Source organism: Bacillus glycinifermentans, assembly GCF_001042475.2.
GTDB classification, from domain to species: Bacteria; Bacillota; Bacilli; order Bacillales; family Bacillaceae; genus Bacillus; species Bacillus glycinifermentans.
In genome coordinates, this window is sequence record NZ_LECW02000006.1 from 1 (window position 1) to 26453 (window position 26453).

The window sequence follows — 26453 nt, forward strand, 5'->3', positions numbered from 1 at the left end:
TTAGGGGGTTAACCCGATCAATAGACATGGAACAGGTTAATAATTTGTCACAATTTAAAGAGATGGTGCAAAAACATTCAACAGGAGAAACATATTATAGAGGTCAACTATCTCATTATACTGATATCAATTCAAGTATTTCGAGAGATAAGGGATATGTATTAAATGAAGATAAAATTTTCAACGAGTCAGTTTTAATAATGCCAAAAGAATTCGAACACATTCATGAACCTATTGATTATTTGGCTAAAATGCAACATTATAATATTCCTACTCGTTTAATTGACATGACTGTAAATCCACTTATAGCCTTATTTTTTGCAGTAGAGAATGTTGATGATGAAAATGATGGTATCGTTTATATTTTTAATAAAAATGGTGAATTGAAAGATTGTAAACATGTACGCCTACTTTCATTGTTAGCTAAAATTAATGATTATACCTTCTCTTTTATACAGAAAAAATTTGAAGAACATTATGGCGAAATCATTACCATTCCTGAAATAACTCATTATTCAACAAAACCAGCGTTTATAAAATATAGTCAAAATGAAGATAAAACAAATATTCGAATCACAAATCAAAAAGGCACATTCGCTATTTGTTGTAACGAAATGTCTCCTAATGGTACGCTAGGACAAAATATTATGCCTTTAGTAAGTGACATTAAGGTTAAAATCCGAATCCCATATGAATATAAAAAAGTAGTTAAACAAGAGTTAGATAATATAGGGATAAATAAAGCTTTTATATACCCTGAATTACCGTCAGTAGGGGATTATGTAAGAGAAAAATACAAATACAGAAACTATGTTAAGGAAAATATATATACTATTGTTAATACTAAGGACGAATCCACGGGTGCTGCAAAACGTCTTTCAATGGTGGTGGTGTTGGAAAAGCCACAGCAAATAGAACAAATTAAAGTTATTTGTAAAACTATAATAAATGGTTATAAAAAGTCACAAGATGTTGTCTGGATATACATAGCGAAAAGTGGTGAAGATTACAAAAATACAAATTGGATAATGAGAGCTCAGTGGATTAGACCTACATTAAATGAGATGTTTAAACCTCTTCCAATTGGTAATTCACAAGATGGGGAATATTACTGGGATTATTCAGAGGATTATTCTGTTAGATCAGATTTCTACAAAACAATGTCTTGAGTTATCATTGAATTTGGTGCCCAATTGGTGCCCAGAATTCATGATACTTGATCAAAATCAGTGTAAATAAAGTAAACGGATGCTATAAATAAAAGCTTTTGTAAATGGTGATATCTTTTTACTAGGTTGAGGGCCTAGTGGGTGAATAACCCGTGGAGGTTCAAGTCCTCTCGGCCGCATCAATGATACCAAGGGTTTTGACGCCCTTGGTGTTTTTTTATTTTGATTTCTTTTATTTTTTTACTCCACATTTACTCCAGTTACTTAAAGTAAGTCATCTAAACGGTCAGCAGTTTCTCTTTGTTTGTTGGGGAAAAGGTGTCCGTAAACATCTATTGTCGTATTTATAGAAGCATGTCCAAGCCGTTCTTTGATTGTTGCATACATAGACAGCAAGATTTAAAGATTGAAAATTTGAAGGAAAAAAACCAGGACTTAGAAGAAACTATTAAAAAATTGAATCAAAAAAAAATACAGAAAAACAGCGCTTCGGAAAATAAGGCACTTTTTGAAGCGCTGTTTAATTATTCTGATGTAGATAAACGTTTTGAGGATGTAAAGAAGCTAACAACTGAAAAGGGATTGGATTATGCTTTTCCTTCCTGCACCAATGAAAAGCATACAGTCAGCATACAAAGTGAATTGCTTTCATTGGAAAGCTATTCGAGAAAAGTTGATGAATCCCGTGAATTGTTTTTAAATGTCGTGGAACTCGCTGCTACAGCGAATTCTGTTACAACAAATTAAACGTTGATTGTTCAAACTACATTAAAAAAGTAAATATGAAGGGTTGGCTGATGATGTGCAGGTTAAAGAGAATGGTGGAATACGAAAAAACAGCGATAATTTATATATAATGAAGATTGAAAAGGGAGGGGACGGCTTAAGATACGTTTTTATTTTCCTTAGTCTTAGCTGCCTGCGGGGGCAATAAATATGATGATAATATTGATGAAGTCATCAGCCTTGAGAAAAAAGAATATAAACAATATGATCTTGATACGGATGGTATGGAGAGAGAAAATGCGTTAATTCGGGTATATGATGGAGGAAAATATATTCAACTTGGCTTTTATTCAGATGATCAGAAAAGAATCATTTACTCTTATTATGAAACGACTGGCGATTCTTATAAAAAAATAGGCTCAATAAATACATATTCATCAGATTCAGTTTCATAGAGTGGAACTTACTTCGTTCTGCATGTGGCATGAATTCCATAAACCCAGCCGCAGTTCCATCGGGATAGGATAGAAGGAATTTTATATCCTTTTTGGTATGCCGGTAATAAGAACTTCGGTGTAATCATAATTGATCACTTTCAGCCAATAATGAGAACGTTTATTAATTTCATAAGGGGAGTCAGCTTTCTTGAGCACGATTCCCTCTAAATTTTTTTCTTTGGCCAAGGCAAAGTAAGCTAGTCCGTTTCCTTGAATTCCTTCGATAACAAAGACATTAGGATGATTCAGTTCAAGTGAATTCAGAACTGTTTTACGCACAGTGAGCGGCTTAGAGGCAATTGACTGACCGTCTTTGTAGATAACATCGAAGACACAGTAAACAATCTTATGAACTGACTTTTTGGACATGAAACGTTCCATTACAGCTTCAAAGTCAGGAGCACCATCTGGGGCAGCTACAATGACTTCACAATCTCTAATGTAAATCTCTTTTATACGAAATGGTTCGAATGGGGATTAATTACAGATATTAATTCATCAGGTTTAGAAACAAGAATTGTGATTCACGAAAAAGGATAAGGCTATGGTGTGACAAGACCACTTATAATGCAATTTTTCAGGACTTTGTAATTAAATTACAGATATTCTTGATATTCACTCATGAATTCGTGGTATTATATTGAAAAGGACGATCAAAAGCTTTGGCGTTAGTAATTAAAAAGTTTAAATATATACGAGTGCTGTATTATAGGAGGAAACATATGTTTAAGTTTAAAAAGAATTTGTTAGTTGGATTAACTGCAGCTTTAATGAGTGTTAGCTTGTTTTCGGCAACCGCCTCTGCAGCTAGCACAGACTACTGGCAAAATTGGACTGATGGTGGCGGAATAGTAAACGCTGTTAATGGGTCTGGCGGGAATTACAGTGTTAATTGGTCTAATACCGGAAATTTCGTTGTTGGTAAAGGTTGGACTACAGGTTCGCCATCTAGGACAATAAACTATAATGCCGGAGTTTGGGCGCCGAATGGCAATGGATATTTGACTTTATATGGTTGGACGAGATCACCTCTCATAGAATATTATGTAGTGGATTCATGGGGTACTTATAGACCTACTGGAACGTATAAAGGTACTGTAAAAAGTGATGGGGGTACATATGACATATATACAACTACACGTTATAACGCACCTTCCATTGAGGGCCCAAGCAGTACTTTTACACAGTACTGGAGTGTTCGTCAGTCGAAGAGACCAACCGGAAGCAACTCTAAAATCACTTTCAGCAATCATGTTAAAGCATGGAAGAGTCATGGAATGAATCTGGGTAGTATTTGGTCTTACCAAGTCTTAGCGACTGAGGGATATCAAAGTAGTGGAAGTTCTAACGTAACAGTGTGGTAACAGATCATCTTTAATCAGGGGCTGCTAACGGGCTGCTGCTGATCGTTCCTTGAGAAATTTTATAACCATGGTTATGCGACGGTCTTTTAGTTGGAATTCCAATATATGCCTCGGGTATGGTAAATGATTATTAAAATCGTTAGTAATGGTTAAAGGTCGTTTCTACTAGGCGAACGGCCTTGGCATTGTTTAGATCATTTGCCTGGGAGTGAGGGAAACGATCGTTTAGGTCTTGATAGGAAAACACCGGATTATGAAGAGGATAAAGGGAAAGAAACAAAGTTATAGAATTTGAACCGATATAAATTTTAAAGCAGGCATATGCCTGCTTTATTTTAATGCGTTATTAATGATTTTTGCATGTATTCCATCTGATTTGTACCCTAAAAATATTTCCTCAGTTGCTTCATTCGTAAAGTGAGGTATTCCTTTTATTTCGGCTAATTTTTCTCTGAAATCTTCTTTAGATAGGTTTAATTTTTTCATAGCAACATCAAGTGAAAAAATTGTAGAATTTTGAAATTTGTTCTTCTGTAAAACCATGTTTTAAGAGAACTAAATCTCTTGTTTTGAAGTCAGGTGCTAGGTGTTCGTGTAAAGAAGTAATAGAATTTCTCATTAACATTAATTGTGTAGCAATTTCTTCGTTATTCATTCTTAGAGTTCCTTCCTACAATATCCATCTTGTACATTGTGTAATGAAATAGGCAAGGTTACGCGCGGTACTGTTTTTTATTCCGGTATTATGGAGTGCGGTGGCAATATGCCCTTCTAAAGTTCCCCAAGCCAATTCTTCATATTTCAGAATATCATTTAAAGTAGGTTTTACATACTTATCAAATCTTAGTTAAGAGATTTTCTTGTCCGTTAACAAGAAATTTCATTGCTCACGGAGAAAACCAACCTGTTTATAAAGAATTTTTTAAAGATTTAAGAATTATGAAGTTATTATTTTTATGTAATGGTACTTGATGATTTAGATGTTTCAAGGGAAGAAATTAATAATGCGCTAGATAAGTTGTTTTTTCGACATTAACTGAAGAAATGCTGTGTTAAATGGGAAATAATATTTTATGGTGGAAATTTAAATTCAATACAAAAAAACATAATCCGTTTTTACTCCATAATTCATAAAAAATAATGAAATTTTGTGTAATTGATGTAAAGAGATGCAATGAAAATAAGCTTTCATAAACCATGATATGCTTCCACTTTATTATGGGCCTTGTGGGGGCAACCCCGTGGAGGGAATAATACCAAGGGTTAACCACCTTTGGTATTATTTTTTTATACGGAAAATACGGTTATTCTTGAAGAAGATATGTTCTATGTTTAAGCTGATAAGCCGCTGGTTATTCGGAATATAATGCGGTTATTTACTAATCTGTATATGTTATGTTTTAATGGTAAGTGGTGATAAATATTACTTATAGCTGCCATTTGACTGCATATTCTTTCATTGAATAATACAAAATGGTGATGAAAATTGAAAAAAGGCAGGGTACCCGTTTTTAGGTACATTTATAAAAAAGGAGCATAACGATGTTGAAAAGGTTTTCTCTGGTTTTTCTGACACTGATTATGTCTATATTTGTTGTACTAGCGGCAGCTAGAGATTCCGTTGGAGATCATGTCATTTCATTTGATGAGCCTATTATCTTAATGATATCGATTGGAATAGTTGTATTTCTATTCATCCCTCCATTAGCCATGTCCTTTTTTGGCAACTTGGTTGTAAGAATCATATCCGGAGTATATCAATGTTTTATAGTTTTAACTTTTATGGTGCTAATTCCAATTGGATTTCTTATTCCCAATGGCTTTTTGACGATTCTTGTTTCTATTGCAGGAACTTTAGTCAGTATAACCAGTGTTGTAGTAACCTTATTGATTGGTAGAAATAAAGATGTTAAACAATAATAAAATAGTTGCTTTTATTGAACTGCCCCTGTCAAGTTGACAGTAATCATAAAACAAGGTGAGAAGGTTTTATCCCTAATTTCGGGGAAAAAGGCCTTCCGTTTGATCAGTGACACCAACATGATTGTGATAAAATGCTTTGAAATTATTTGCTCCTTTATCAGAAAAGCAACAGCCTTAAATGCTTTTCTTAGCTCTACCATTTTATTTATCATTCAGCTTCAGTTTTTTATACAACATTTAAAAGCAGGCATATGCCTGCTTTTTCAAGTGATTGCTTTTTCAGAAGTTTGAAATTCATTGATCGATGATGTAATCATTCTGCCAGAAGTTTGAAATTCATTAATCGATGATGTAATCATTCTGCCAGAAGTTTGAAATTCATTAATCGATGATGTAATCATTCTGCCAGAGGTTTGAAATTCATTAATTGATGATGTAATCATTCTTCCGGCGAGTTGGTAAGAGTCGGATGGGGTAGCAAATTTAATCGAAATCGTTGTTAATGCGGCCAAAGAGAATAAAGCAATACCGAGTAGAATTTTGTTTTTCATGAAAATCAACTCCCCTTTTTATTCATATGCATTGCCTGAATCGTTTTTCGGTAAAATTGGACTGATTCGTCAAGTTTACCAATTTTATTATAATATTCTGCCGCGTCAAAAGCCAATTCCTCAACATCTGCATACAGGCCTTTATCTTCAAGATATTTAAAATCCTCCTCTGCAGAGCCATGTTCAAGATAGATTTTTCTCAATATGTTAAGCTGGGCTTCATGGGATTTGTCATTGATAGACCTGGCTTGTTCAATTCCTTGTTCATAGAGGCTTAGTGCCTCTGTATCGTTTTCTTGTTTTAAACAAACATACATGAGTTGAAATAAAGCTTTAGGGATATGTCGGGAATTTTCTTTTTTAAATATTGATAAAGACTTCAGTATATGTTCGTATGATTCAGAAAATTGTTTCAAATAAAAATAACAGTTTCCCAGATTAAAATAAGCTGCCGCTATCAAGTGGTTATTATCCGTTTTCCTGGCTTCAAGTAAAGCGGATTGCAAGGTTGTTAAGGCGTCTTTATATTTCATGGTATCAACTTGATTTCCGGCTATCACGAAGTAACAATATATTTCTTTTTCTATCAAGGTCTCATGGGCTTTGAATGTATCGAGCGCCATTGTGGCATAATTCATGGATATGTAGTTTTGTCTAAGGTGATAATAAATTTCCGATAGCTTATAATAAAACTCGGCTTTTTCTTCTTCGCTGTCAACTGATGCCAATTTTTTTTCGGCGATTTTGTAACAGGTTATGGCCGTATTGAAATGATGTTGCTTAAATTCGTACATCCCTTTAAAAAACCAATAGTAGTAGTGAATCATTTCATCAACTTGGGTGTTTTGCATGTCCTCTTTCTTGGTTTCAATACTCGATAATGAATCAGAAATGTCTATTGCGTCGTTAGGCTTCATATCTTTTAACATGAGATTGTGGCGGAAATCAATTAAAGAGTAATACAACAATACTGTTTGATTTTCTTCCATTTCTTCAAGCTCTTGTTGAATTTCGGCTTTAATAAATTCTGCGTCTGTGACTTGGTTTCGGCGTATCATCGAATACCAATCATTTATTTTTATAGCAATATTCTCTGATGGAATTTTTTGCTTCATGATGCAAACCCCTTTCATAATCAAGACGTTCTCTGTATCCATTTATTGCATATGTTAACACATTTGCTCAGTTTGGAGAATTAAAAAAATGAAAGTTTTCGGTGTGCCGCAATAGAAGGCTTTGATAGAATGGTTGGTTGGGATTATTCAAATCTCTTGGCGCATTATAGGAATACCAAGGATTTATAAACCCTTGGTATTTTTTATTTTGCTTTCTTATTTTTTTACTCCACATTTCCTCCAGTTACTTGAAGTAAGTTATTTAAACGTTTATAGAAGCATATCCAAGCCTTTCTTTTATTGCTGCATACCTTCACCTTAAGCTTAATCCATTGATCAAATGGATGACAGAAGAATAAAACCAATACCATTATGTCAAAAATAAATTTGACATGACACCGATTAGTGTCCTATGATCGAGACACCAATTAGTGTCCAATTAAGGGGAGGAGGACTTTGAACGAGAACAATCAAGAGCGTGATATTTATGCAGCTGTCGCTGACCCAACAAGACGTAAATTGCTGCGTTTGTTGGCTGACGCGGAAGAATTGCCACTCAAAGAGTTGACCGTTCATTTTGACATGGGTCGCACTGCGGTATCGAAGCATTTGGCCATCCTAAAAGACGCAGGTCTCGTCATCAGCAGAAAGGCCGGCAGGGAAACGCGCTATCGGCTGAATGCTGCCCCATTGAAAGAAATTGAGGAGTGGGTATCGTTTTACAGGAAATTCTGGAATGAAAGAATGTTGCTTTTAGACCAAATATTACAGGAGGAACAAAAAAAATGAGTTTAACGGTATCACAAGATTTTCATTATAAGAGCCCGATCGAGAAGGTATGGCACGCCTTAACGGATGCAAATACGCTTGCAAAATGGATCATGCCTAATGATTTTAAGCCTGTCGTCGGACATAAATTTCAGTTCCGGAATGAACAGTGGAATTTAGTTATTGATTCTGAAGTTCTTGAAGTAGATGAGCCTTACAAGTTATCTTACACTTGGGCAGGCGGCGGGATAAACACGACAGTCACATGGACATTAAAGCACGAGGATGGAACAACCCGCTTACATCTTGAACAAACAGGATTCGAAAAAGAAGATCAAGCGTTTAAAGGTGCGACATATGGCTGGGCGAGAATGGGCGAAGAACTTAAGGAATTGTTAGCGGAAATGTAAGGTTTGCTAACGCATAGGAAAAAGCAAACTGCTCGGAAAGAGGGGGTTTCTTGATGACAAACAGCGGAATGAATCCTAAGGTTGATGAATTTTTAAGTCAAGCTGCAAAGTGGAAGGAAGAATATGAGAAGCTAAGAAATATCGTTCTTGACTGTGAGCTGACCGAGGAATTTAAGTGGATGCATCCCTGTTACACGTTTAATCATAAAAACATCGTGTTAATACATGGATTTAAAGAATATTGTGCGCTTCTGTTTCACAAAGGTGCCTTGTTAAAGGATCCCCATGGAATTCTCATCCAACAAACGGAGAATGTACAAGCGGCGCGCCAGATTCGGTTCACAAATGTTCAAGAAATCGTTGAAATGGAAACCATCTTGAAAGCCTATATTAATGAAGCCATTGAAGTTGAAAAAGCCGGTTTGGAAGTGGAGTTTAAAAAGACTACAGAATTCGCCATACCTGAAGAACTTCAACATAAGTTCGATGAAATCCCTGCCTTGAAAACCGCTTTTGAAGCATTGACCCCGGGACGGCAAAGAGCATACATTTTTTATTTTTCTCAAGCCAAACAATCCAAAACCCGAGAGTCAAGGGTTGAAAAATATGTGCAGAAAATTCTCGATGGAAAAGGTTTAAAGGATTAGTCTGTTCGATGAGAAAATAACTGAATCAAACGTTAAGATATTACCTCACTTTGCTTTCGATCAAACTCCTTTTTGGATCGCGGTAACACCCAATCAATAGTTAAGCGAACAGGGCATCAGTGACATGTATTCAGTGATTGATTTACAGTCCAAAACAGTACCTATTTTGTGCCCAAAATGATGCAAATGAGTGTAATGAATATAAGTCCTCTCGGCTGCATGATAGGAATACCAAGGGTTTTGATGCCCTTGGTATTTTTGGTTCTCGCGTATTTTTTTGTCCCACATTTCGTATGCCTGCTCTGGCTGTCGAGAAAACCACGGCAGTCTAAGAATAATGGGTTTTAGGCATATTTAATGTGGATCATCTGTAGTGATTTTAATACATGGATCTGTTTTAATGCTCCAACTGTATTTATCATTCCGATTATGAGTTTATTGATTTAAAATAGGCATCTCCCCAAGCAGGTTCTTTAAATGAATTGAATCCCACGGCAAATGCTCCGTGATACCTAATCCGACTACATCTGTTTCTTCAGAGAGTTCTTTCAGCAGATTAAGCAGTTGAGGCATTTGCATTGTTCCCTCAGGAGAATAATTTACAGGTGCTTCAGGGTTGGCGAATAATATAGAACGAAATGTCTTTGGGTCGAGCACGTCTAAATCAAGGTGAATCGCCAGGTGTTTAATGCCGCTTTCTTTAATCCACTCTTTTATTGATTCCGTACTGTTCGTTAACTCTTCGGTTCCAGCAGTTCTAATACCGAGTCTTTGAATCATTTCTGTGTCTTGTTCTGCAGGGGCAATACCCAGTCTTTGAAATTCTTCTGAAATCACTTTTGCTTCTTGTTCTGTTGGAGCTGCTAATCCTGCGATAAAGACATTTTCAGGTTTTAAAGGGATTTTCACACGTTTTGCGAACTCTTCATCTCCTTCTCCCAAAAGGTTCCCGAGAGGTAATGTATGTCCGTTATCATACCCGACATATCGAACTAAATCGCTGTGGGCATCGATCCAAATTAAACCTAATTCCCCGCCGTATCGTTCGTTTAAATAAGCAAATGGAGCTTGTTCGACTAAGCAGTCACCGCCAAACATGACAATGCGGTCCGGCTTGTGAGCATGAATGATATGCTGTGCAGCTTCTAATTGTTCAAGCAGCTGTTTTCTCCCGTTTATGCCGTTCTCGTTTTCAAGCGGAGTTCCATCATAAGCTTGAACGGGAACATGAATAAGGGTTTGATCATTGTCAGGAGCCAGCCAAGCAAGCAGTTTGGCTCCAAACGAGTAGTTAGGGTTGTTTCCACCTTGCCATTGCGGCATTAACAGACGTATCGTTTTTTTAGCCATGTTTTAGTCTCCTTTACTTCAAAGTAAGGTTAGTATAAAATGAACGCAAATAAAAAAATAGTACGCACTTTAATGATAGGTACTATCCAAAGGGAGAGTGTAAAGATGAGTATGGCTGAATATAAAGGCAAAGTTAAAAACATTCAAGATACACCTTTTGGCTACACATTGTCCGTGATCGGCGGCAAATGGAAAATGGTTATTATTTACCTCCTCGCAGAAAATCAACCGGTTCGCTTTAATGAGCTGAAAAGACAGATAGGGACTATTACTTATAAAACGTTGAGTGCACAACTTAAAGAATTGGAAGCGGATGGTCTGGTGAACCGGAAAGAGTATCCTCAAGTTCCTCCTAAAGTCGAGTACAGTCTCACCGAAAAAGCGGAAACTTTATTACCGGTTTTGGAAGAGTTATGTGAGTGGGGCGTAAAAAATCAAAATAATTAAGAACATATAGAAAAAGCCAAATGAGAGTGAGGTATCTCTGCTTGGCTTATGGTTGTCTGCGATTTCCATTAGTTTTCCCGCCTGATATGATCACGGATTTATTAGTCTTTAAAGAAGGCTCCTTGTTGAAAGCCAATATTAAAGTTATACCTATAATACAGGCAGCACCAACCCATTGAAAAAAACCAAACGGTTGTTTTAACCAGACGACAGTTGTTAAAACTGCCGATAGCGGTTCCAAACTGCCTAAAAGGCTTGTTTCTTTAGGTAGAAGGCTTTGCAAACTTTTTATGACGAACCAAAATGCAATCATTGTTCCAAATATGGTAACAAATAAAATGTAAACATAGGCATCAGTTGTTAAACTTTTGACATCCATCTGCCATGGCGGGTGGATAAAGCTTAGTGCAAAACCCCCGATGATCATAGCCCAACCTACAATCACGAGAGAGTCAAATTTATGTAATAAACCAACTGCATACAACGTATAAAAAGCTGCCGCCACTCCTGATAAGACTCCCCAAACGATTGCAATTGTCGGTACCGAAAGTTGAGAAATTGACCCATTCGTTAATAAAAAAAAGCATCCGGCCAGAGCAAGAGAAACTGTTAGCACATCTTGTTTTGTAAGAACCGTTTTTTTTCGTAAAAGCGAGTAAACGATAACCATGGCAGGAGATAAATATTGTAATAACGTAGCAACAGCTGCATTTCCATGTTCAATTGCTGCCATATATGTGTATTGCACAGCAAGCATACCGAACAATCCAAAAATGATAAGCTGACAAGCTGTTTTCCTATTTTTCCATACCCCTATGATCTGGGAACGCTCCTTTCTGAATAGTTGAACCATTAAGAGTAAAAAGCCGGCAATCAGCAGGCGGATCGTGACAAGCCAATTGACATCTATTTGATAATCTTGAAACAATTTTTTTGCTACTGTACCTCCAATCCCCCAAAAAGTCGCCCCTGTTATCACAAAAAACAGTCCGCTTTTTCTTTTGGAAGTATTCATATGTATGATCCCTCACTCAATAATTGTAATAATAGTGTTATGATAAATGCGAAACCTCATAAAAAATACTCAAATCGAATGAAAAAATATAAATATATTGAGGAGATACAATGCAAATCAAAAATTTTATGATTGATCAACACTTAAAAGAACTAACCGAACATCGTACATTAGAATTACCGGTTGCATGTTACGAAACAACGATCAATCAAAATATAAATGGTTATATACCGCTTCATTGGCATGACGAAATTCAATTTGTTTTGATCCTGAAAGGAGAAGCTGTATTTCAAATAAATGAAGAAAAAATCGCGGTTCAAGAAGGAGACGGACTGTTTATCAATAGCGGCTTCCTGCATATGGCAGAAGAAAAGGACCGCTCGGGGTGTACATATATTTGCTTAAATGTTTCACCGCGTTTCGTTTTAGCCCAGGAGCTTTATACAAGCTATGTGCAGCCATATATTCATTCAACAAATCTGCCTTATTTAATTTTGGATGCAAATGAACAATGGGCGAAAAACATTTTGAAAGCCCTTAAAGAAATCAATCAATTGGTGAAACAAAAAACATCGCTCTTTGAAATTGACATCACCATACAATTAACTTTAATGTGGAAAAACTTAGTCGTTAATGGTTTTCAATTGGAGTATGATCAATCTGAAATGATAAAAAGTCATCGAATGAAACAAATGTTAAATTGGATACATCTCCATTATGCCGAAAAAATGACATTAGAGGACATTGCAAAAGCCGGCAACCTGAGTCGTTCCGAGTGCTGCCGGTATTTTAGGCGAATGCTGAATAAGACGCCGTTACGTTATGTAATGGATTATCGAATTCAAAAAAGCTTATTGCTATTGCAACAGCCGGAAACCAATGTGACAGAAGCGGCCTATCAAGTCGGGTTTAACAGTACAAGTTATTTCATTAATAAATTTAAACAAGCCATGAATATGACGCCTTTTTCATACAAAAAAATTCGTATGAAAAAATAACATCACTCGTGATAAAGTTTATTCTTTGATCAGTTGAATCCTGGTATATTCAACAAACGCGCCGGATGATAAACCAGTACCACCAATGGAAATACGGATCGATGTGTGACAGAGAAGATTTTTACACCAGCTGAATCATCAGCCCGAGATGCTCATTTACTTCCATCAATAATTCTTCTATACTAACAATACCTTAAACTTGTGACAGAGGTGAATAAACATGCTGTGGACTCCATTATTTGAAAATGATGTACCAGTAGCACTTCTCCGCCCTTAGTGGAGTAAGGTGACTACTGCTCTCCGTTAAGGGCAATGATTGACCAAAACAAAACGGAGGGTGCAAAAATGAAAAACACTTTGTTAGGTTCTATATATTTAGCATTAGCTGCCGGTATTTGGGGCGGCATGTATGTTGTTGTAAAGGTTGTAGTAGCGGTTATACCCCCATTGGAGCTCGTATGGATGCGATATGCAGTAGCGATTATCGCCTTGCTCATCATTGGTTTTGTAAAAAAGCTATCCTGGCGAATTCGCAGACATGACATTTTATTAATCATAACCATCGGGATCATTGGCAATACAATTTCGATTGTTACGCAAGAAATTGGCACCAGTCTATCTTCGGCACAAATGGGAGCGATTATTACGTCTTCCACACCTGCATTTATGGTGATTTTCGCCAGGTTACTGCTTAAAGAACGGCTGAACTTACAAAAGGGAATATCTGTGTCTTTAGCGACCATCGGAGTTTTACTGATTGTAGGAAACGGCCAAATTGACATGTCTAATCAACTTGGCGGACTGTCGCTCCTTATTGCTGCTTTAACATGGGCCCTGATGTCTGTCCTTTTAAAGCGTGTTCCAAGTGATTATTCTCCGATTGTGGTGACAACTTATTCAATCTTGGTTGCCATCATCATATTGACTCCTTTTGTTTGGGTGAATGCAGACGAAATTCATTTCTCGCAGCTGACCCATCCGACAATTTGGGGCGGGCTGTTATATTTGGGGATCATTTCAACAGCTTGTGCATTTATCCTTTGGAACCGCGGACTACAAATGCTGAATGCTTCAAGCGGAGGTTTATTTTTCTTTTTCCAGCCTCTGGTTGGAACATTGCTTGGCTGGATTTTGTTAGGAGAAAGTCTTGGCGGGACGTTTTGGATCGGTTCAATATTGATTTTAATTGGTGTTTTGTTAGTGATTCGGGAGAAAAAATAGAATAATAAAAAAGAAACCTACGGAACTATAAATTCCAAAGGTTTCTTTTTTAGTGCTGCGTTATAAATCAGCGGAATTTATAAAAATAAGCAGTCAGCTTGTTCCTGACTGTTTATTTTTGGAGAAAGACCTATTTCTCTGTGGCAAAATAAAGCAAGGCGATGACCGGAAAAGCGATTCCAATCGATAATGCTGCACTCCATCCACCTGAGGCGTATGCCCATCCTCCAATTGATGATCCAATAGCACCGCCTAAAAAGAAGATAGCCATGAATAATCCGTTTAATCGACTGCGAATTTCCGGTCTCAAAGAGAAAATGGTACGTTGACTGAGCACAAGATTTGCAGATACGCCCATATCCAATAAAATAGCTGCGATTACTAGAACTGCTATTCCGACAGGGGAGCTGCTCTGAATAATCAGCGGCAGCAATAAAGAAACGATGACAACAGAAAGAGCTATTCCAGTGGCAAGTCGAGTCAAGCCGCGATCAGCCAGGCGGCCGCCGATGGGTGCAGCAACTGCACCTGCAATTCCCACAAGTGCGTACAGTGCTATAGCCTTCTGGGAAAAATGAAAAGCAGGACTGGACAATAATAATGGAACAGTAGTCCAGAACAAGCTGAAAGCTCCAAATACAAATGCATGATAGATAGCCCGGCGACGTAAGACTGGTGTTGTTCGCAGCAGCTTCCACATTGAACCTAGTAAGGCAGTGTAGTCTGTGTTTGCTGTTGGTTTTCTGGCAGGGAGTACTTTTGACAATACGATTGCCAGGACAACACTTACTGCGGCAGACAAAGCAAATATTGCATTCCACCCCCACATATCCGCAACTAAACTGGATATCGGGCGAGAAAGCATGATCCCGAGTAATAGACCGCTCATGACATTGCCAACAACGCGACCGCGTGTGGCTTCTGATGCAAGGTATGATGCGAAGGGTACGAGTACTTGTGCTGCGATCGATCCCAGCCCGATGAAAAATGCAGCTGCTAAAAACAGTATTCCATGCTTCACAAATGCCGTTGCCGTCAGAGCTCCTGCGCTTAGAAGCAGCGATACAATGACAAGTTTTTTGTTCTCTACAATATCTCCGAGAGGTACAAGAAATAGCAAGCCGGCAACATATCCAAGCTGGGACAGTGTAACAATCAATCCGGCACTGCCAGCAGAAAGTCCAATTGCAGTACTAATGTATCCTACCAAGGGTTGTGCATAGTAAAGGTTAGCGACAATGATACCGCATGCAGCTGCTAAAAGTATGGTTAAACTTGGTGAAATCTCTTTATTAATTGTTTGGTTATTTAAATTAGACATGATAAACTCCTTTTTTGAAATAATCTTTAGCTTTTTAAAATGCACGCCACTATGTGAATGTACTGTTCGCTAAGCATTCTCCTTTCCGTTTATTTTAGTCGTAAGATTTCTCGGGGGGGGCTTGGAATTCAAACAGATGACTTCTCTCCTGCCATTTTAAAAACTGAACGTTTAGTTTTGTTACATAAATAATATACTGAACGTTCAGTTTTGTAAATGGGTTTTTCTATTTTCTTTTTAATTTTCGTTAAGTATACTAAACGTATAGTTTATATTTTGGAAAGGAATGATTCATGTGCAGAGTAAACGGGGACGGCCGCGTGATGAAGGAACGCATAAGGCGATTCTTTCTGCAGCCTATGAACTATTGTTGGAAAACGGCTTTGATGCCGTTACAGTCGATAAAATTGCAGAGCGTGCTAAAGTGAGTAAGGCAACGATTTATAAATGGTGGTCCAACAAGGCCGCTGTTGTAATGGACAGCTTTCTTTCTACTGCTACAGCCAGATTGCCTGTCCCTGATACAGGATCGACAGTAAATGATATTGTAACCCACGCCACAAATTTAGCAATGTTTTTGACAAGCCGGGAAGGAAACGTCATTACAGAATTAATAGGCGCTGGACAGTTGGATTCAAAGTTGGCGGAAGAATATCGCACCCGATTTTTCCAACCTCGCCGGCTCCAAGCGAAGCACCTTTTAGAAAAGGGAATTGAGAGAGGGGAATTGAAAGAGAATCTCGATATTGAAGTAAGCATCGATCTAATTTACGGGCCGATTTTCTATCGTCTGCTTGTAACCGGCGATGAGGTAGACGATTCCTACGTGCATGATTTGGTGATGAATGCATTGAGGGGAATTCAAGCTACCTGAATGAGTCATAAAAAGATTCCTAATCGGGCCGTTCCCTTATAGCCGTTCCAAATATGAAAACTGGCGTAATGAATGAAAAGCCGATTTTTATTCAACTTGCCGGGCAGGTAAATATTAAATTGTATCTTCGAAAACTTGAAGGAACTTGTTTATACAAGTGGAATGTAATTGCATGGACAAAAGGGTTGATTGACAATAAGGAGATTAAATCATGAAAACCGAAAAAGAAAAAATGTTGAATGGCGAACTCTATAACGCTGAAGACCCGGAATTACGAAGCGAAAGAATGAACGCCAGAAGGTTGACGAGGATGTTTAATGAGTCACTCGAAACCGATGGCAATAAAAGAACCGGATTATTAAAAGAACTGTTTGGTTCGACTGGAGAAAATATCCACATAGAGCCGTCGTTTCGGTGTGATTATGGCTACAACATACACGTTGGCGAAAATTTCTTTGCCAATTTTGATTGTGTATTTCTTGATGTTAATGAGATTCGAATAGGCGATAACTGTTTTTTTGCACCTGGAGTTCACATTTATACTGCAACTCATCCGCTAAATGCAAATGAAAGAATATCAGGGGCAGAATACGGAATTCCAGTACATATCGGTGATAATGTCTGGATTGGCGGAAGAGCCGTTATTAACCCTGGGGTTAAAATCGGCAATAATGCTGTTGTAGCGTCGGGTGCGGTTGTAACAAAGGATGTGCCTGATCATGCGGTGGTGGGCGGAAATCCTGCGAAAATACTTAAACGAATTGAAGAATAGTTGATAGCTTAATGAATCGTTCCTTCTTTTTAAAGGTGAGAGGAGCATAAGTTTAAAAAACCGAAATGAAAAACATACCGACATGATGTGGTATGTTTTCTTTTTAATATAGGCCGTTATCTCGCTCGCAGCTGATGATCCAGATTCCTGCGCTTGATTATTTCATTTAAGGATCATTTTCAAAAAACGGTTAATTCAGGGGTGAAACTTCATTTGATTTTTCTTTCCACAGCATTGTAAGGCTTAGACCGATAATCATAACGATTCCGGCAAAAAGGAAAGGATAATGAATGTTGACATCAAATAGAATTCCGCCCAGAGCCGGACCGAAAATATTCCCTAAGCTGGTGTAAGTGGAGTTCATGCCTGCTACGAACCCCTGCTGGTTACCGGCAACTTTGGATAAAAACGTTGTTAAGGCCGGGCGCAGCAAATCAAACGCCAAAAAAATAAAACAAGTGACAAGCAAAACGGCTAAAAACCCTGACATAACAGTAGACACGAACGCTAAGACCGCACCGATGATTAAGCAAAGCTGAATCATCCTTTTCTCGCCAATTTTATTAACCAATTTCCCGAATAATAATACTTGAATAATGACGGCAACAATCGAACTAATCGTAATAATAGTTGCGATATCCTTTGGTGTGAAGCCGAATTTATGATCGGAAAACAAGCTGAATACCGTTTCATAGGCCGATAAGCCGAAAGCCAGCACAAAGACGATAATAAATGCAATGAAATAGACTGGATGAATTGATTTTTTTAAGTCTTTAAAGAAATTGGATTCCCTTGTATGAGATGAGAGTTGTTCGCGTTCTTTTTTCGGCAATGACTCTTTTAATATAAAAACGGAAGAGACAGCGGCCAAGAATGCTAAGGCGGCAGCGAAGAAGAACGGCATGCGGATGCCATAGTCGGCAATAAACCCTCCAGTCCCAGGTCCGATAATAAAGCCGGTGCTAATCGCTGCAGAAACATACCCCATAGCTTTTGACCTTTCCTCCAGGGTTGTAATATCAGCTACATACGCTGTTACGGCCGGCATGATAAAGGCAGCGCTTATTCCGCCTAATATTCTCGATACATAAAAAATTGAAACATGGGTTCCTAAGCCGAAAATCAACTCTGATATACCGAAAATCAGTAAACCGAGGACAATCATTTTTTTTCTCCCGAAACGGTCAGCCCATCTTCCTGCAAAAGGTGACGTGATTAACTGGGAAATAGCAAAAACGGCAACAAGATAACCCATGGTGCTGCCGGATAAATGCATGATATCCATAAAAGAAGGCATAACCGGAATAATTAAACCGATGCCAAGAAATGCTATGAAAATGTTGATTAATAGTATAATCAATACCGTTTTTTGTTCTCTAATTGATTTTTTCATCTGAAAACTCCTCTAGCCTTTAATCAAGCTCCGCATGATCTATCCTTTTCTTTGTTGATTTCAGTTACAATAAAATCATAAAGTATATAGTTACCGTATAGTCAAGGGGGTTTTTATGAGCGAAGATTTAAGAAAGTACTTTACAACAGGTGAGTTTGCCAAGCTCTGCCACGTAAAAAAACAAACCCTGTTTCACTATGACGAGATTGGTCTGCTTTCTCCCGAAATAAAAAAAGAGAATGGATATAGATATTATTCCTATAATCAGTTTGAGCTTTTTCAAGTTATCAATTTGTTTAAAGAGGTTGGCGTACCGTTAAAAGAAATCAAGTTCCTCTTAAAAGGAAAAACACCAGGCAGAATCGTCCCGCTTCTTAAAGAAAAGTCAGCCGAAATTGAGGAAAAGATTAAAAAGCTGGAGCATTTGCAAAAGATCATACAGACGAAGGTGGCGTTAACTGAACAAGCGCTGGAAACAGATTTCTCCTCGGTTTCCTTTCAGTATTTAAACGAAGAAACATTTATGATAAGCAGGAATACATTACATTTGCCGGAACGAAAATACATTGCAGCTATTTCAGAACTCATTCACGATGTCGAGTCCCACGAATTAGATGAGGGGTATCCTGTCGGAGGGATCTTCGCACGAGAACAAATTCTTAAAAAAGATTTCTATAATTACAGTCACTTTTATATAAAAGTAAAAAAAGGAATCGATCATATAAACGTTCATGTGAGGCCAAAAGATCTGTATGCAGTCGGATATCAAAAAGGTGAAGAAGTTGAAGATGCCTACAGCAGAATGATTCACTTCATTGAAAAGAACGGGATGCAGATAGGTGAGTATGCATATGAGGAATATATGCTTGATGAAGTGATGGTCGACGGATTTGAAAATCAAATTACCAAAATCCTCATTCAGGTTAAAGAGATGTAACGAATTTTTTTGATGTAAACGGACATGGCGCTAATGATGAGAAAACAGTCCTTATTTTGTGCCCGGTAAAGATTCAAATCTTCCTGCCGCATTCCAAAAATACCAAGGTTTTGGAAGCTCTTGGTATTTTTCGTGGATTTTAATTTGATTCATTGCTAAAAAAGGATAAATAAAGCAGATGAATATGAGAACATCTGCAATGATACATAAATAATTCGGAATTTATACCGAAATTCAATTATTTGAAAGGTTTAAATTTTGATTAAGAGTGTTATAATTAGTTAGTTCATTCATGAACCTTTGATTTTCTTGAGTCGAAGGTAATAAAGAAGAAGCAGGAGTGGAATTTTAAAATGTAATAACTGCACATTCTATTACTTTTCAAACATCAAAGACAATATTCACAAAATCGGAGGATTACAAGTGGGACGAAAGATTCCTTTATCTTTTATAATCATTATAGGATTAATGTTATTTGCGCTATTTTTCGGAGCAGGAAATTTAATTTTCCCACCTATGCTTGGTCAATTAGCCGGAACAAATTTATGGACAGCTAATGCAGGTTTTTTAGTGACTGGAGTCGGGTTGCCGCTTCTCGGCATTACAGCGTTTGTGTTTTCGGGAAAAAATGATCTTCAATCTTTGGCGGGACGTGTACATCCGGTATTCGGGATGGTGTTTACTGTCGTTCTGTATCTGGCAATCGGTCCTTTTTTTGCGATACCCAGATCAGGGAGCGTATCCTTTGAGATTGGAGTTAAACCTTTTTTATCTGATCATCCGGGGCATGTCCCTTTAATTATATTTACGGTTGTCTTTTTCACAATTGCATGTTTGCTTTCGCTTAATCCGGCAAAAATTGTTGATGTCGTCGGAAAAGTGTTAACGCCGATTAAATTAACTTTTATAGGAATACTTGTAATTGTGGCAATATTCAACCCAATCGGATCTTTCCAATCGCCTTCTAAAGAGTATGCGACCCATGCATTTTTTAAAGGGTTTCAAGAAGGCTATTTAACATTGGATGCGCTTGTGGCATTTGTGTTTGGCATTATTATTGTGAATGCTATTAAAGAAAAAGGCACGACAGATAAAAAACAAGTCTTGGCTGTTTGCGTAAAAGCAGCACTTATCGCTGCGACACTCTTGGCGTTTCTTTATTCTGCCCTTGCTTATATGGGTGCCTCCAGCGTTGAAAAATTAGGTCATTTCGAAAATGGTGCTGAAGTGTTAGCTAACGTTTCAGAATATTATTTTGGTTCTTATGGCGCCGTCTTATTAGGATTGATGATTACCGTGGCGTGTTTGACCACAAGTGTGGGATTGATCACTGCCTGCGCTTCATTTTTTCATCAATTGTTTCCGAAGTTTTCTTACAGAAACTTTGCCATCGTGTTGTCTGTATTTAGTGCACTGGTCGCGAATTTAGGTCTGACACAGCTGATTAAGGTTTCACTCCCGGTGTTAATGACCATGTATCCAATTGCTATTGTGTTAATGTTTTTAACGTTTTTGCATTCTGCCTTTAACGGCAGGTCAGAGGTATACCAAGGCAGCTTGATCTTAACATTTATTGTGAGTTTGTTTGACGGCTTAAATGCCGGAGGAATAAATATTGATGGTGTTCACAATTTCTTCACGCATGTCCTTCCGTTCTATAGCATCGGTTTAGGCTGGATTCTTCCTGCTATTATAGGCGGTCTGGGCGGTTATATGATAAGTTTGACGAGAAAAAGACGGATTGCGTAATATTTGGGCTCAATGGGGACAACCCCCAGGGAGATTGAAGTCCCCGGCCGCATTATAGAGATACCAAGGGTTTTTTAGTTCCTTGGTATTTTTTATTTGCTTTCATTTATTTTTCAGGCCGGAACCCGGGGTTTCAAGGCTCTTGGTATTTTTTGTTTTATCCGCCGCTTTTCCTTTTGTTCTCTACGGATGTGCGTAAGATTGGAATATTATCGAGAAGGTTCGTTTACTTGCGCATCCCAATATTGTTAAAAGGGTTTCCCCATTAGCAAAAAAATCAGCTGCACAAGCACGCAGTCAATCGTTATATACATGGAAAAGCCGAAAACAAGTCAAAAAGATTTCAGTACACGTACAACAGACACGAGAGACACATATACTGGATGATACTTGTGATCAGATGAGAAAGGAGAAAGCAGCTTTGACAACATATCGAATCGTGTCCTTTGATGGAGGCGGCACCTTAGGCGCTTTAAGTTTACAGCTTATGAACAGACTGGTTCAACAAACACCGGAATTAATTAGCCGAACCGATGTTTTCTCGGGAAATTCAATCGGTTCATTCACCGCCCTTGCATTAGCAAGCGGAAGGTCCCCAAAGGGAACACTCCAGTATTTTGAGGATGAAATCCTGCCGGCGTTCAGCGTTTCCCGGCCAGGAGGGCCAGTTTTTAATCAGCAATTGCCATATTCCGGTTTTATTAAAGCGGTACGAAACTTTTTCCCGGCAGATCTTCGTCTCAAAGATTTAAAAAAACGAATGGTTGTCCCTTCATTTCAATTATACTCACCGGAGCTGGATCGTTGGACTCCTGTATTATTCCACAACTTTCCCGGCTCTCCCTATTTACATGAGAAAGTGAGTGATGTCATACTGCGGAGCAGCGGTGCTCCCGCGACGCAACGTGCCTATCAAAACTACGTGGACGGTTATGTAGTAGCGACGAACCCTAGTACAGCAAGTATCGCGTTTGCGGTTGGCAAAGCCAAAGTGCCATTGGATCAAATTGCGGTATTATCCATTGGAACTGGTGAAGCCCCGACGCAGTTGAGAAGGGATACGAAGGGGTGGGGAATGGTAAGTGCAGATAACATACGCCCTGAAAATCTGGAGAACCTTCCGCCAAATTGGGGAGTCCTTTTGGACCGGTCGCCTAATGAACCGTTACTGCCGTTTCTTCAGATTGTCGCTGGCGGAAATGGTTATTATGAATCCATGGTCAGTTCTCATCTTCTGGGAAATCGCTTTTTTCGGTTAGACCCGCGGATTCCTAACTTCTCCAAAACGGACCCAACCGTGTTTCCCGCTCTCATTGATATTGCTAACAAAACCAATTTACAACCTGCACTTCGATTTATAGAGAAAAACTGGAAATAATCAAAATACCAAGGGTTTTGAAGCCCTTGGCATTTTTTGTTTGATTTCAGCTGCTTAAAGAAGATCAGATTTATATTTCATCCTCAGTGTTGAGCGCAGTTTCGCTATGAACCCTATCTTTATATTTTTCACCCCAGTCTTTCATGTGTAAAATAATGGGTTCCAATGTTCTCCCAAACTCGGTTAAAGAGTATTCGACTTTTGGAGGGACCTGTTGATAAACCTCGCGGTGAACCACTCCATCCCGTTCCAGTTCCCTTAACTGCAACGTAAGCATGCGTTGCGTAATTTTAGGATATAGTCTCCGAAATTCATTAAATCTCTTTTTGCCGTCAATGAGATGATAAAGGAGAATGCCTTTCCACTTACCGCCGATCACATCCAATGTTGTCTCAACCGGACATCCTTCAAAGTGATCCGAAGAATAATCAAAACCGATTTTTCGATTTCTCAAGCCTTTCACTCCCAATAGTATAATTTTTGATACTATATACAATTAATGTGCGTACTTTTTATTGTTGATTATACAACATATAATCAATTCATATCAAAAGAATGAAAGGAACGGATCATATGAAAACACTGGTACTTGTTGTACATCCGAACATCGAATCATCGAGAATAAATAAAAAGTGGAAAGAAGCGGTTTTAAGCGAACCGGGCGTAACCGTTCATGATCTTTATGAAAAATATCGCGATCAACCCATTGATGTGGAATTTGAACAACGACTGCTCCTCGATCATGATCGCATTGTTTTTCAGTTCCCTTTGTACTGGTACAGCAGCCCGCCGCTTTTAAAACAATGGTTTGATGAAGTGTTTACTTTTGGCTGGGCACATGGCCCCGGCGGAACGAAATTGAGAGGAAAGGAATGGGTGATGGCCATGTCCATCGGTTCTCCTGAACATTCTTACCAGGCCGGCGGATATAATTTATTTTCAGTAAGCGAACTGACAAGGCCGTTCCAGGCATCTGCCAATTTAGTAGGCATGACTTTTCTGCCTTCCTTTGCCGAATACCGTGCTAATAAAATCAGTGACGAAGAAATCGCCCAAAGCGCGATTCGGTATGTTGAGCATATTACAAATGCAGAATTAAACCCGAAGGTTCGTTTTCGCAACTATTTGAAACAGCTTGAGGGTGTTGATTAAAAATCCTGCTTTGATCATGCAAGATTTTTTTCTTGTATGAAGCCCATCACGTAAAAAAGCCTGCAGCGGTTTTCTGCAGGCTTAAAAAATGCGTTCTTCCTATTGTTCCTTCGGCTTCTTCAACTTATAAATCACAACCAGTAAAATAAACCAAACCGGCGTGACAAACAGGGCAACACGGGTATCTTCCGCAAGTGCGAGCACGACGAGAATGAACGTCAGAAAAGCAAGAACAAGGTAGTTGGAAAACGGATAAAGCGGCATCTTGAATTTGTTCGCTTTCGCCAAGTCAGGCCTTGTTTTTCGGTATTTTAAATGGCAGATGACGGTGATTCCCCAAATAAAGATGAAGCATATCGTCGAAATGCTTGTAATGAGCGTAAATACTTCTTCCGGCATGATATAGTTCATCGTCACGCCGATAAGAATCACGACGGCGGAAAAGAACAATGCATTGCTGGGGACTTTACGGGAGGTAAGCTTTGTCATTGATCCAGGTGCATTATGTTCTTTTGCCAGCGAGTATACCATCCGGCTCGTGCTGAATATGGCGCTGTTGCTTGCCGACGCTGCCGATGTGAGCACGACAAAATTGATAATCGTAGCCGCTGCCGCGATTCCGACCGCCGCGAAGACCTGCACGAACGGGCTTTTGTCAGGATCGAGCACATTCCACGGGTAGATGCACATGATCACAAACAAAGACCCGATATAGAAAAGCAGAATCCTGACGGGAATATTGTTGATCGCTTTCGGAATTACGTTTTCCGGATCTTTTGTTTCGCCTGCCGTAAGACCGACGAGTTCAATGCCGACAAACGCAAAAACAACCATTTGGAACGAGAGAAGAAACCCGTGCAAGCCATTAGGGAACATGCCGCCTCGGCTCCAAAGATTCGTGAAGCCGGCTGTGCCTGAATGTGTGGAAAAGCCTGTGATGATCATAAAAAGGCCGATGGCGATCAGCGCAAGAATCGCGATGACTTTGATTAATGCAAACCAAAATTCCAATTCTCCAAACAGTTTAACGGTTGCCAAATTCATCATCAGCAAAATTACAAGGGCGATGAAGCCCGGCAGCCACTGCGGCGCTTCGGGAAACCAGTACTGGGTATAGAGCCCGACCGCCGTCAAATCGGCCATTGCGAGCGAAATCCAGCAAAACCAGTAGGTCCAACCGGTAATAAAGGCCGCCGTATCGCCCAAATAGTCTCTCACAAAATCTACAAACGAGTGATACCCCAGATTGCTGAGAAGCAGTTCACCCAATGAGCGCATAATAAAAAAGCAAATGATTCCAGTAATCAAGTAGGCGAATAAAATCGACGGCCCGGCAAAATGGATCGACTTTCCCGAACCGAGAAACAATCCTGTCCCGATGGCGCCGCCGATCGCCATGAGCTGTATGTGTCTGTTTTTTAAACCTCTCGACAATTTTTGTTCATTGTCATTTGTTATATCGTCTGTCAATGATGTGTTCCTCCAATATAAACTCCCGCAAGTTTTATCTTCTATTATAAGACTAAAATTTGTAGGAATTAATGGTGTTTTTTTGTCCGAAGAGAGCAAGACAGGGTATGAAAATGTTCTCATCTTCCTCCTTATGTGAAAACGATCTTTTTATTGAAATTATACTAATGATTGGTATAATTTTCTTGAAAAATCATTCAAAAGGGGGTAAGCAAATGGAACCATCCATCAGTATTATCATTCCAGTCTACAATGCAGAAAAATATGTATCCACGTGTTTAGACAGTGTCTTAGCGCAAACTTTGCCATATTTAGAAGCGATTGTGGTTGATGACGGCTCCCGTGATTCGAGCAGAGAGATCATCAAACAATACGCAGCAAAAGATGACAGAATCGTTCCGGTTTTTCAGGACAACGCTGGCCCAAGCACGGCCAGAAACCGCGCCCTAAAAATGGCCAAAGGCGAGTTTGTCGCTTTCCTCGATTCAGATGATTGGGTTGAGCCAGATGCTTATAAGGAAATGTACAATGCGGCAATTGACAATAACGCCGACATCGTATTCACTTCCTTGATATGGGAATACGATGGAACGGGCGAGAATCGTATCCAGCATTATTCTGCTCCGCCAAACCGGCCGCTGACGAAGGAAACGATTAAAGACGTCATTTTAACCGATTTTTTATACAACGGTGCATACGGACAAGTCTGCAAATTATTCAGGAAGTCTTTGTTAGAAGAGAACGGCATCACGTTTCCAGAGGGAAAATCTCTCGGAGAAGATTGGCTGTTTAATATGGAAGCTTTTACGTATTGCAATTCAGCTTTTTATATTGATCAACCATACTACCATTACAGAAAATCTAATAATACGAGTTTAATGAGGAGATATAACCCGGAATTATTCGATTCCTACATCAATCACAACACGCTGGAAAAATATTCGAAACGCTGGGGGCTTTATAATGAAAAGGTCGCTATAGACTTAGCAAGGAGAAAATGCTTTATCGCCGTAAATGGATGCATTCAAAATGAATTTAAACCGGACTGTAAAAAATCGATGCGGGAAAAATTGCAATTGATTTCTAACATCGTAAACCATCCCGATGTTCAAAGCGCTGCACACCTTTCATTACAGCACGAACGTCATTTGCAGAAAAAAATCTACTTGATGATGCTCAAACAAAAATGGAGAGACCCAAATAAAT

At 38.7% G+C, this 26453-nt stretch carries 27 protein-coding genes and 5 pseudogenes; 19 read left to right on the top strand and 13 right to left on the bottom strand.

Annotated features, from left to right (window positions below):
* Positions 1-1169, top strand: a 1169-nt coding sequence (locus tag AB447_RS07200) for an FRG domain-containing protein (protein WP_241494760.1), incomplete at its 5' end; no start/stop codon positions are given.
* A 264-nt stretch (positions 1170-1433) separates the two neighbouring features.
* On the opposite strand, the pseudogene AB447_RS25085 reads toward AB447_RS07200, so the two are convergent.
* Positions 1434-1553, bottom strand: a pseudogene (locus tag AB447_RS25085) (tyrosine-type recombinase/integrase); the annotation flags it as partial.
* Positions 1554-1583: 30 nt separating this feature from the next.
* On the opposite strand from AB447_RS25085, the gene AB447_RS07205 reads away from it, so the two are divergent.
* Both AB447_RS07205 and AB447_RS26710 read left to right on the top strand, forming a co-directional pair.
* On the top strand, positions 1584-1916 hold the full coding sequence (locus AB447_RS07205) for a hypothetical protein (RefSeq protein WP_193787108.1): 333 nt from the start codon (positions 1584-1586) through the stop codon (positions 1914-1916).
* A gap of 212 nt (positions 1917-2128) precedes the next feature.
* A pseudogene (locus tag AB447_RS26710) lies at positions 2129-2263 on the top strand (cystatin-like fold lipoprotein); the annotation flags it as partial.
* 44 nt (positions 2264-2307) lie between these two features.
* On the opposite strand, the pseudogene AB447_RS07210 reads toward AB447_RS26710, so the two are convergent.
* Positions 2308-2833: pseudogene (locus AB447_RS07210) on the bottom strand (ATP-dependent DNA ligase); the annotation flags it as partial.
* A 281-nt stretch (positions 2834-3114) separates the two neighbouring features.
* Between AB447_RS07210 and AB447_RS07215 the strand changes: the two are divergent.
* Positions 3115-3756 (top strand): glycoside hydrolase family 11 protein, encoded by a 642-nt coding sequence (locus tag AB447_RS07215; RefSeq protein WP_048356553.1) that lies wholly within the window; start codon positions 3115-3117, stop codon positions 3754-3756.
* A 201-nt stretch (positions 3757-3957) separates the two neighbouring features.
* Positions 3958-4044: pseudogene (locus AB447_RS26715) on the top strand (lipoprotein); the annotation flags it as partial.
* A gap of 42 nt (positions 4045-4086) precedes the next feature.
* Here the strand turns inward: AB447_RS26715 and AB447_RS07220 are convergent.
* A complete protein-coding gene (locus tag AB447_RS07220; RefSeq protein ID WP_156183587.1) occupies positions 4087-4242 on the bottom strand; it encodes a hypothetical protein in 156 nt (51 codons plus the stop codon).
* Positions 4243-4249: 7 nt separating this feature from the next.
* Positions 4250-4411: a hypothetical protein gene (locus AB447_RS25735; RefSeq protein ID WP_156183586.1), complete on the bottom strand. Its 162-nt coding sequence runs from the start codon at positions 4409-4411 to the stop codon at positions 4250-4252.
* An 887-nt stretch (positions 4412-5298) separates the two neighbouring features.
* Between AB447_RS25735 and AB447_RS07225 the strand changes: the two genes are divergently transcribed.
* The gene (locus tag AB447_RS07225; RefSeq protein ID WP_048353625.1) at positions 5299-5676 is read left to right on the top strand and encodes a hypothetical protein; all 378 of its coding nucleotides are present in this window, start codon (positions 5299-5301) and stop codon (positions 5674-5676) included.
* 102 nt (positions 5677-5778) lie between these two features.
* Here AB447_RS07225 and AB447_RS27470 read toward each other — a convergent pair.
* From AB447_RS27470 to AB447_RS07240, 3 genes and pseudogenes are all read right to left on the bottom strand, one after another.
* Positions 5779-5885, bottom strand: a pseudogene (locus tag AB447_RS27470) (hypothetical protein); the annotation flags it as partial.
* A 57-nt stretch (positions 5886-5942) separates the two neighbouring features.
* Positions 5943-6230, bottom strand: a complete 288-nt coding sequence (locus tag AB447_RS07235) for a hypothetical protein (RefSeq protein WP_048353623.1) — start codon at positions 6228-6230, stop codon at positions 5943-5945.
* A 5-nt stretch (positions 6231-6235) separates the two neighbouring features.
* Positions 6236-7345, bottom strand: a complete 1110-nt coding sequence (locus tag AB447_RS07240) for a response regulator aspartate phosphatase (RefSeq protein ID WP_057957495.1) — start codon at positions 7343-7345, stop codon at positions 6236-6238.
* Positions 7346-7801: 456 nt separating this feature from the next.
* Here AB447_RS07240 and AB447_RS07245 point away from each other — a divergent pair, with 456 nt between their 5' ends.
* From AB447_RS07245 to AB447_RS07255, 3 genes are read left to right on the top strand one after another with little or no spacing between them, the layout of a single operon-like run.
* Complete coding sequence (locus tag AB447_RS07245; RefSeq protein ID WP_048353622.1) at positions 7802-8134, top strand: ArsR/SmtB family transcription factor; 333 nt, start codon at positions 7802-7804, stop codon at positions 8132-8134.
* Entirely contained in the window at positions 8131-8523 is a 393-nt protein-coding gene (locus AB447_RS07250) for an SRPBCC family protein (protein WP_048353621.1), read from the top strand. The genes AB447_RS07245 and AB447_RS07250 overlap by 4 nt, the downstream gene beginning before the upstream one ends.
* 53 nt (positions 8524-8576) lie before the next feature.
* Entirely contained in the window at positions 8577-9170 is a 594-nt protein-coding gene (locus AB447_RS07255) for a YdeI/OmpD-associated family protein (RefSeq protein WP_048353620.1), read from the top strand.
* A 435-nt stretch (positions 9171-9605) separates the two neighbouring features.
* Here the strand turns inward: AB447_RS07255 and AB447_RS07260 are convergent, their stop codons facing one another.
* Positions 9606-10520, bottom strand: coding sequence for an arginase family protein (locus tag AB447_RS07260; protein ID WP_048353619.1), 915 nt, complete (start codon positions 10518-10520; stop codon positions 9606-9608).
* A 105-nt stretch (positions 10521-10625) separates the two neighbouring features.
* Here AB447_RS07260 and AB447_RS07265 point away from each other — a divergent pair, with 105 nt between their 5' ends.
* Positions 10626-10967: a winged helix-turn-helix transcriptional regulator gene (locus AB447_RS07265; protein WP_048353618.1), complete on the top strand. Its 342-nt coding sequence runs from the start codon at positions 10626-10628 to the stop codon at positions 10965-10967.
* A 46-nt stretch (positions 10968-11013) separates the two neighbouring features.
* Here the strand turns inward: AB447_RS07265 and AB447_RS07270 are convergent, their stop codons facing one another.
* Positions 11014-11982 carry a DMT family transporter gene (locus AB447_RS07270; RefSeq protein ID WP_048353617.1) on the bottom strand — a complete coding sequence of 323 codons (969 nt, stop codon included), beginning with the start codon at positions 11980-11982 and terminating at the stop codon, positions 11014-11016.
* A gap of 116 nt (positions 11983-12098) precedes the next feature.
* Here AB447_RS07270 and AB447_RS07275 point away from each other — a divergent pair, with 116 nt between their 5' ends.
* Positions 12099-12980, top strand: a complete 882-nt coding sequence (locus AB447_RS07275) for an AraC family transcriptional regulator (protein ID WP_048353629.1) — start codon at positions 12099-12101, stop codon at positions 12978-12980.
* Between the two features lie 345 nt (positions 12981-13325).
* Positions 13326-14201 (top strand): DMT family transporter, encoded by an 876-nt coding sequence (locus AB447_RS07280; RefSeq protein ID WP_048353616.1) that lies wholly within the window; start codon positions 13326-13328, stop codon positions 14199-14201.
* A 130-nt stretch (positions 14202-14331) separates the two neighbouring features.
* Here the strand turns inward: AB447_RS07280 and AB447_RS07285 are convergent, their stop codons facing one another.
* The gene (locus tag AB447_RS07285) at positions 14332-15522 is read right to left on the bottom strand and encodes an MFS transporter (RefSeq protein ID WP_048353628.1); all 1191 of its coding nucleotides are present in this window, start codon (positions 15520-15522) and stop codon (positions 14332-14334) included.
* Positions 15523-15817: 295 nt separating this feature from the next.
* On the opposite strand from AB447_RS07285, the gene AB447_RS07290 reads away from it, so the two are divergent.
* Both AB447_RS07290 and AB447_RS07295 read left to right on the top strand, forming a co-directional pair.
* Entirely contained in the window at positions 15818-16396 is a 579-nt protein-coding gene (locus AB447_RS07290) for a TetR/AcrR family transcriptional regulator (RefSeq protein WP_096891992.1), read from the top strand.
* Positions 16397-16607: 211 nt separating this feature from the next.
* A complete protein-coding gene (locus AB447_RS07295; RefSeq protein ID WP_048353614.1) occupies positions 16608-17168 on the top strand; it encodes a sugar O-acetyltransferase in 561 nt (186 codons plus the stop codon).
* Positions 17169-17358: 190 nt separating this feature from the next.
* On the opposite strand, the gene AB447_RS07300 is transcribed toward AB447_RS07295, so the two are convergent.
* Positions 17359-18561 (bottom strand): MFS transporter, encoded by a 1203-nt coding sequence (locus AB447_RS07300; RefSeq protein WP_048353613.1) that lies wholly within the window; start codon positions 18559-18561, stop codon positions 17359-17361.
* A gap of 115 nt (positions 18562-18676) precedes the next feature.
* Here AB447_RS07300 and AB447_RS07305 point away from each other — a divergent pair, with 115 nt between their 5' ends.
* From AB447_RS07305 to AB447_RS07315, 3 genes are all read left to right on the top strand, one after another.
* Entirely contained in the window at positions 18677-19498 is an 822-nt protein-coding gene (locus AB447_RS07305; RefSeq protein WP_057957496.1) for a MerR family transcriptional regulator, read from the top strand.
* Between the two features lie 423 nt (positions 19499-19921).
* On the top strand, positions 19922-21247 hold the full coding sequence (gene brnQ / locus AB447_RS07310; RefSeq protein ID WP_048353612.1) for a branched-chain amino acid transport system II carrier protein: 1326 nt from the start codon (positions 19922-19924) through the stop codon (positions 21245-21247).
* Between the two features lie 421 nt (positions 21248-21668).
* Positions 21669-22625, top strand: a complete 957-nt coding sequence (locus AB447_RS07315) for a patatin-like phospholipase family protein (protein WP_096891993.1) — start codon at positions 21669-21671, stop codon at positions 22623-22625.
* A 70-nt stretch (positions 22626-22695) separates the two neighbouring features.
* On the opposite strand, the gene AB447_RS07320 is transcribed toward AB447_RS07315, so the two are convergent.
* The gene (locus tag AB447_RS07320) at positions 22696-23079 is read right to left on the bottom strand and encodes a winged helix-turn-helix transcriptional regulator (protein ID WP_048353610.1); all 384 of its coding nucleotides are present in this window, start codon (positions 23077-23079) and stop codon (positions 22696-22698) included.
* Positions 23080-23180: 101 nt separating this feature from the next.
* Here AB447_RS07320 and AB447_RS07325 point away from each other — a divergent pair, with 101 nt between their 5' ends.
* A complete protein-coding gene (locus AB447_RS07325; protein WP_048353609.1) occupies positions 23181-23777 on the top strand; it encodes an NAD(P)H-dependent oxidoreductase in 597 nt (198 codons plus the stop codon).
* A 99-nt stretch (positions 23778-23876) separates the two neighbouring features.
* On the opposite strand, the gene AB447_RS07330 is transcribed toward AB447_RS07325, so the two are convergent.
* Positions 23877-25247, bottom strand: coding sequence for an amino acid permease (locus AB447_RS07330; RefSeq protein WP_048353608.1), 1371 nt, complete (start codon positions 25245-25247; stop codon positions 23877-23879).
* Between the two features lie 215 nt (positions 25248-25462).
* On the opposite strand from AB447_RS07330, the gene AB447_RS07335 reads away from it, so the two are divergent.
* A partial coding sequence (locus AB447_RS07335) for a glycosyltransferase family 2 protein (protein WP_053075374.1) occupies positions 25463-26453 on the top strand: 991 nt, incomplete at its 3' end.

Excerpts from the sequence above, each read along its gene's own strand:
- AB447_RS07255 (WP_048353620.1), top strand. The coding sequence starts at position 8,577 with ATGACAAACAGCGGAATGAATCCTAAGGTTGATGAATTTTTAAGTCAA.
- AB447_RS07225 (WP_048353625.1), top strand. The coding sequence starts at position 5,299 with ATGTTGAAAAGGTTTTCTCTGGTTTTTCTGACACTGATTATGTCTATA.
- AB447_RS07250 (WP_048353621.1), top strand. The coding sequence starts at position 8,131 with ATGAGTTTAACGGTATCACAAGATTTTCATTATAAGAGCCCGATCGAG.
- AB447_RS07285 (WP_048353628.1), bottom strand. The coding sequence starts at position 15,522 with ATGTCTAATTTAAATAACCAAACAATTAATAAAGAGATTTCACCAAGT.
- AB447_RS07220 (WP_156183587.1), bottom strand. The coding sequence starts at position 4,242 with ATGAAAAAATTAAACCTATCTAAAGAAGATTTCAGAGAAAAATTAGCC.
- AB447_RS07295 (WP_048353614.1), top strand. The coding sequence starts at position 16,608 with ATGAAAACCGAAAAAGAAAAAATGTTGAATGGCGAACTCTATAACGCT.
- AB447_RS25735 (WP_156183586.1), bottom strand. The coding sequence starts at position 4,411 with ATGAATAACGAAGAAATTGCTACACAATTAATGTTAATGAGAAATTCT.
- AB447_RS07325 (WP_048353609.1), top strand. The coding sequence starts at position 23,181 with ATGAAAGGAACGGATCATATGAAAACACTGGTACTTGTTGTACATCCG.
- AB447_RS07240 (WP_057957495.1), bottom strand. The coding sequence starts at position 7,345 with ATGAAGCAAAAAATTCCATCAGAGAATATTGCTATAAAAATAAATGAT.
- AB447_RS07305 (WP_057957496.1), top strand. The coding sequence starts at position 18,677 with ATGAGCGAAGATTTAAGAAAGTACTTTACAACAGGTGAGTTTGCCAAG.
- AB447_RS07215 (WP_048356553.1), top strand. The coding sequence starts at position 3,115 with ATGTTTAAGTTTAAAAAGAATTTGTTAGTTGGATTAACTGCAGCTTTA.
- AB447_RS07235 (WP_048353623.1), bottom strand. The coding sequence starts at position 6,230 with ATGAAAAACAAAATTCTACTCGGTATTGCTTTATTCTCTTTGGCCGCA.
- AB447_RS07270 (WP_048353617.1), bottom strand. The coding sequence starts at position 11,982 with ATGAATACTTCCAAAAGAAAAAGCGGACTGTTTTTTGTGATAACAGGG.
- AB447_RS07300 (WP_048353613.1), bottom strand. The coding sequence starts at position 18,561 with ATGAAAAAATCAATTAGAGAACAAAAAACGGTATTGATTATACTATTA.
- AB447_RS07265 (WP_048353618.1), top strand. The coding sequence starts at position 10,626 with ATGAGTATGGCTGAATATAAAGGCAAAGTTAAAAACATTCAAGATACA.
- AB447_RS07280 (WP_048353616.1), top strand. The coding sequence starts at position 13,326 with ATGAAAAACACTTTGTTAGGTTCTATATATTTAGCATTAGCTGCCGGT.
- AB447_RS07260 (WP_048353619.1), bottom strand. The coding sequence starts at position 10,520 with ATGGCTAAAAAAACGATACGTCTGTTAATGCCGCAATGGCAAGGTGGA.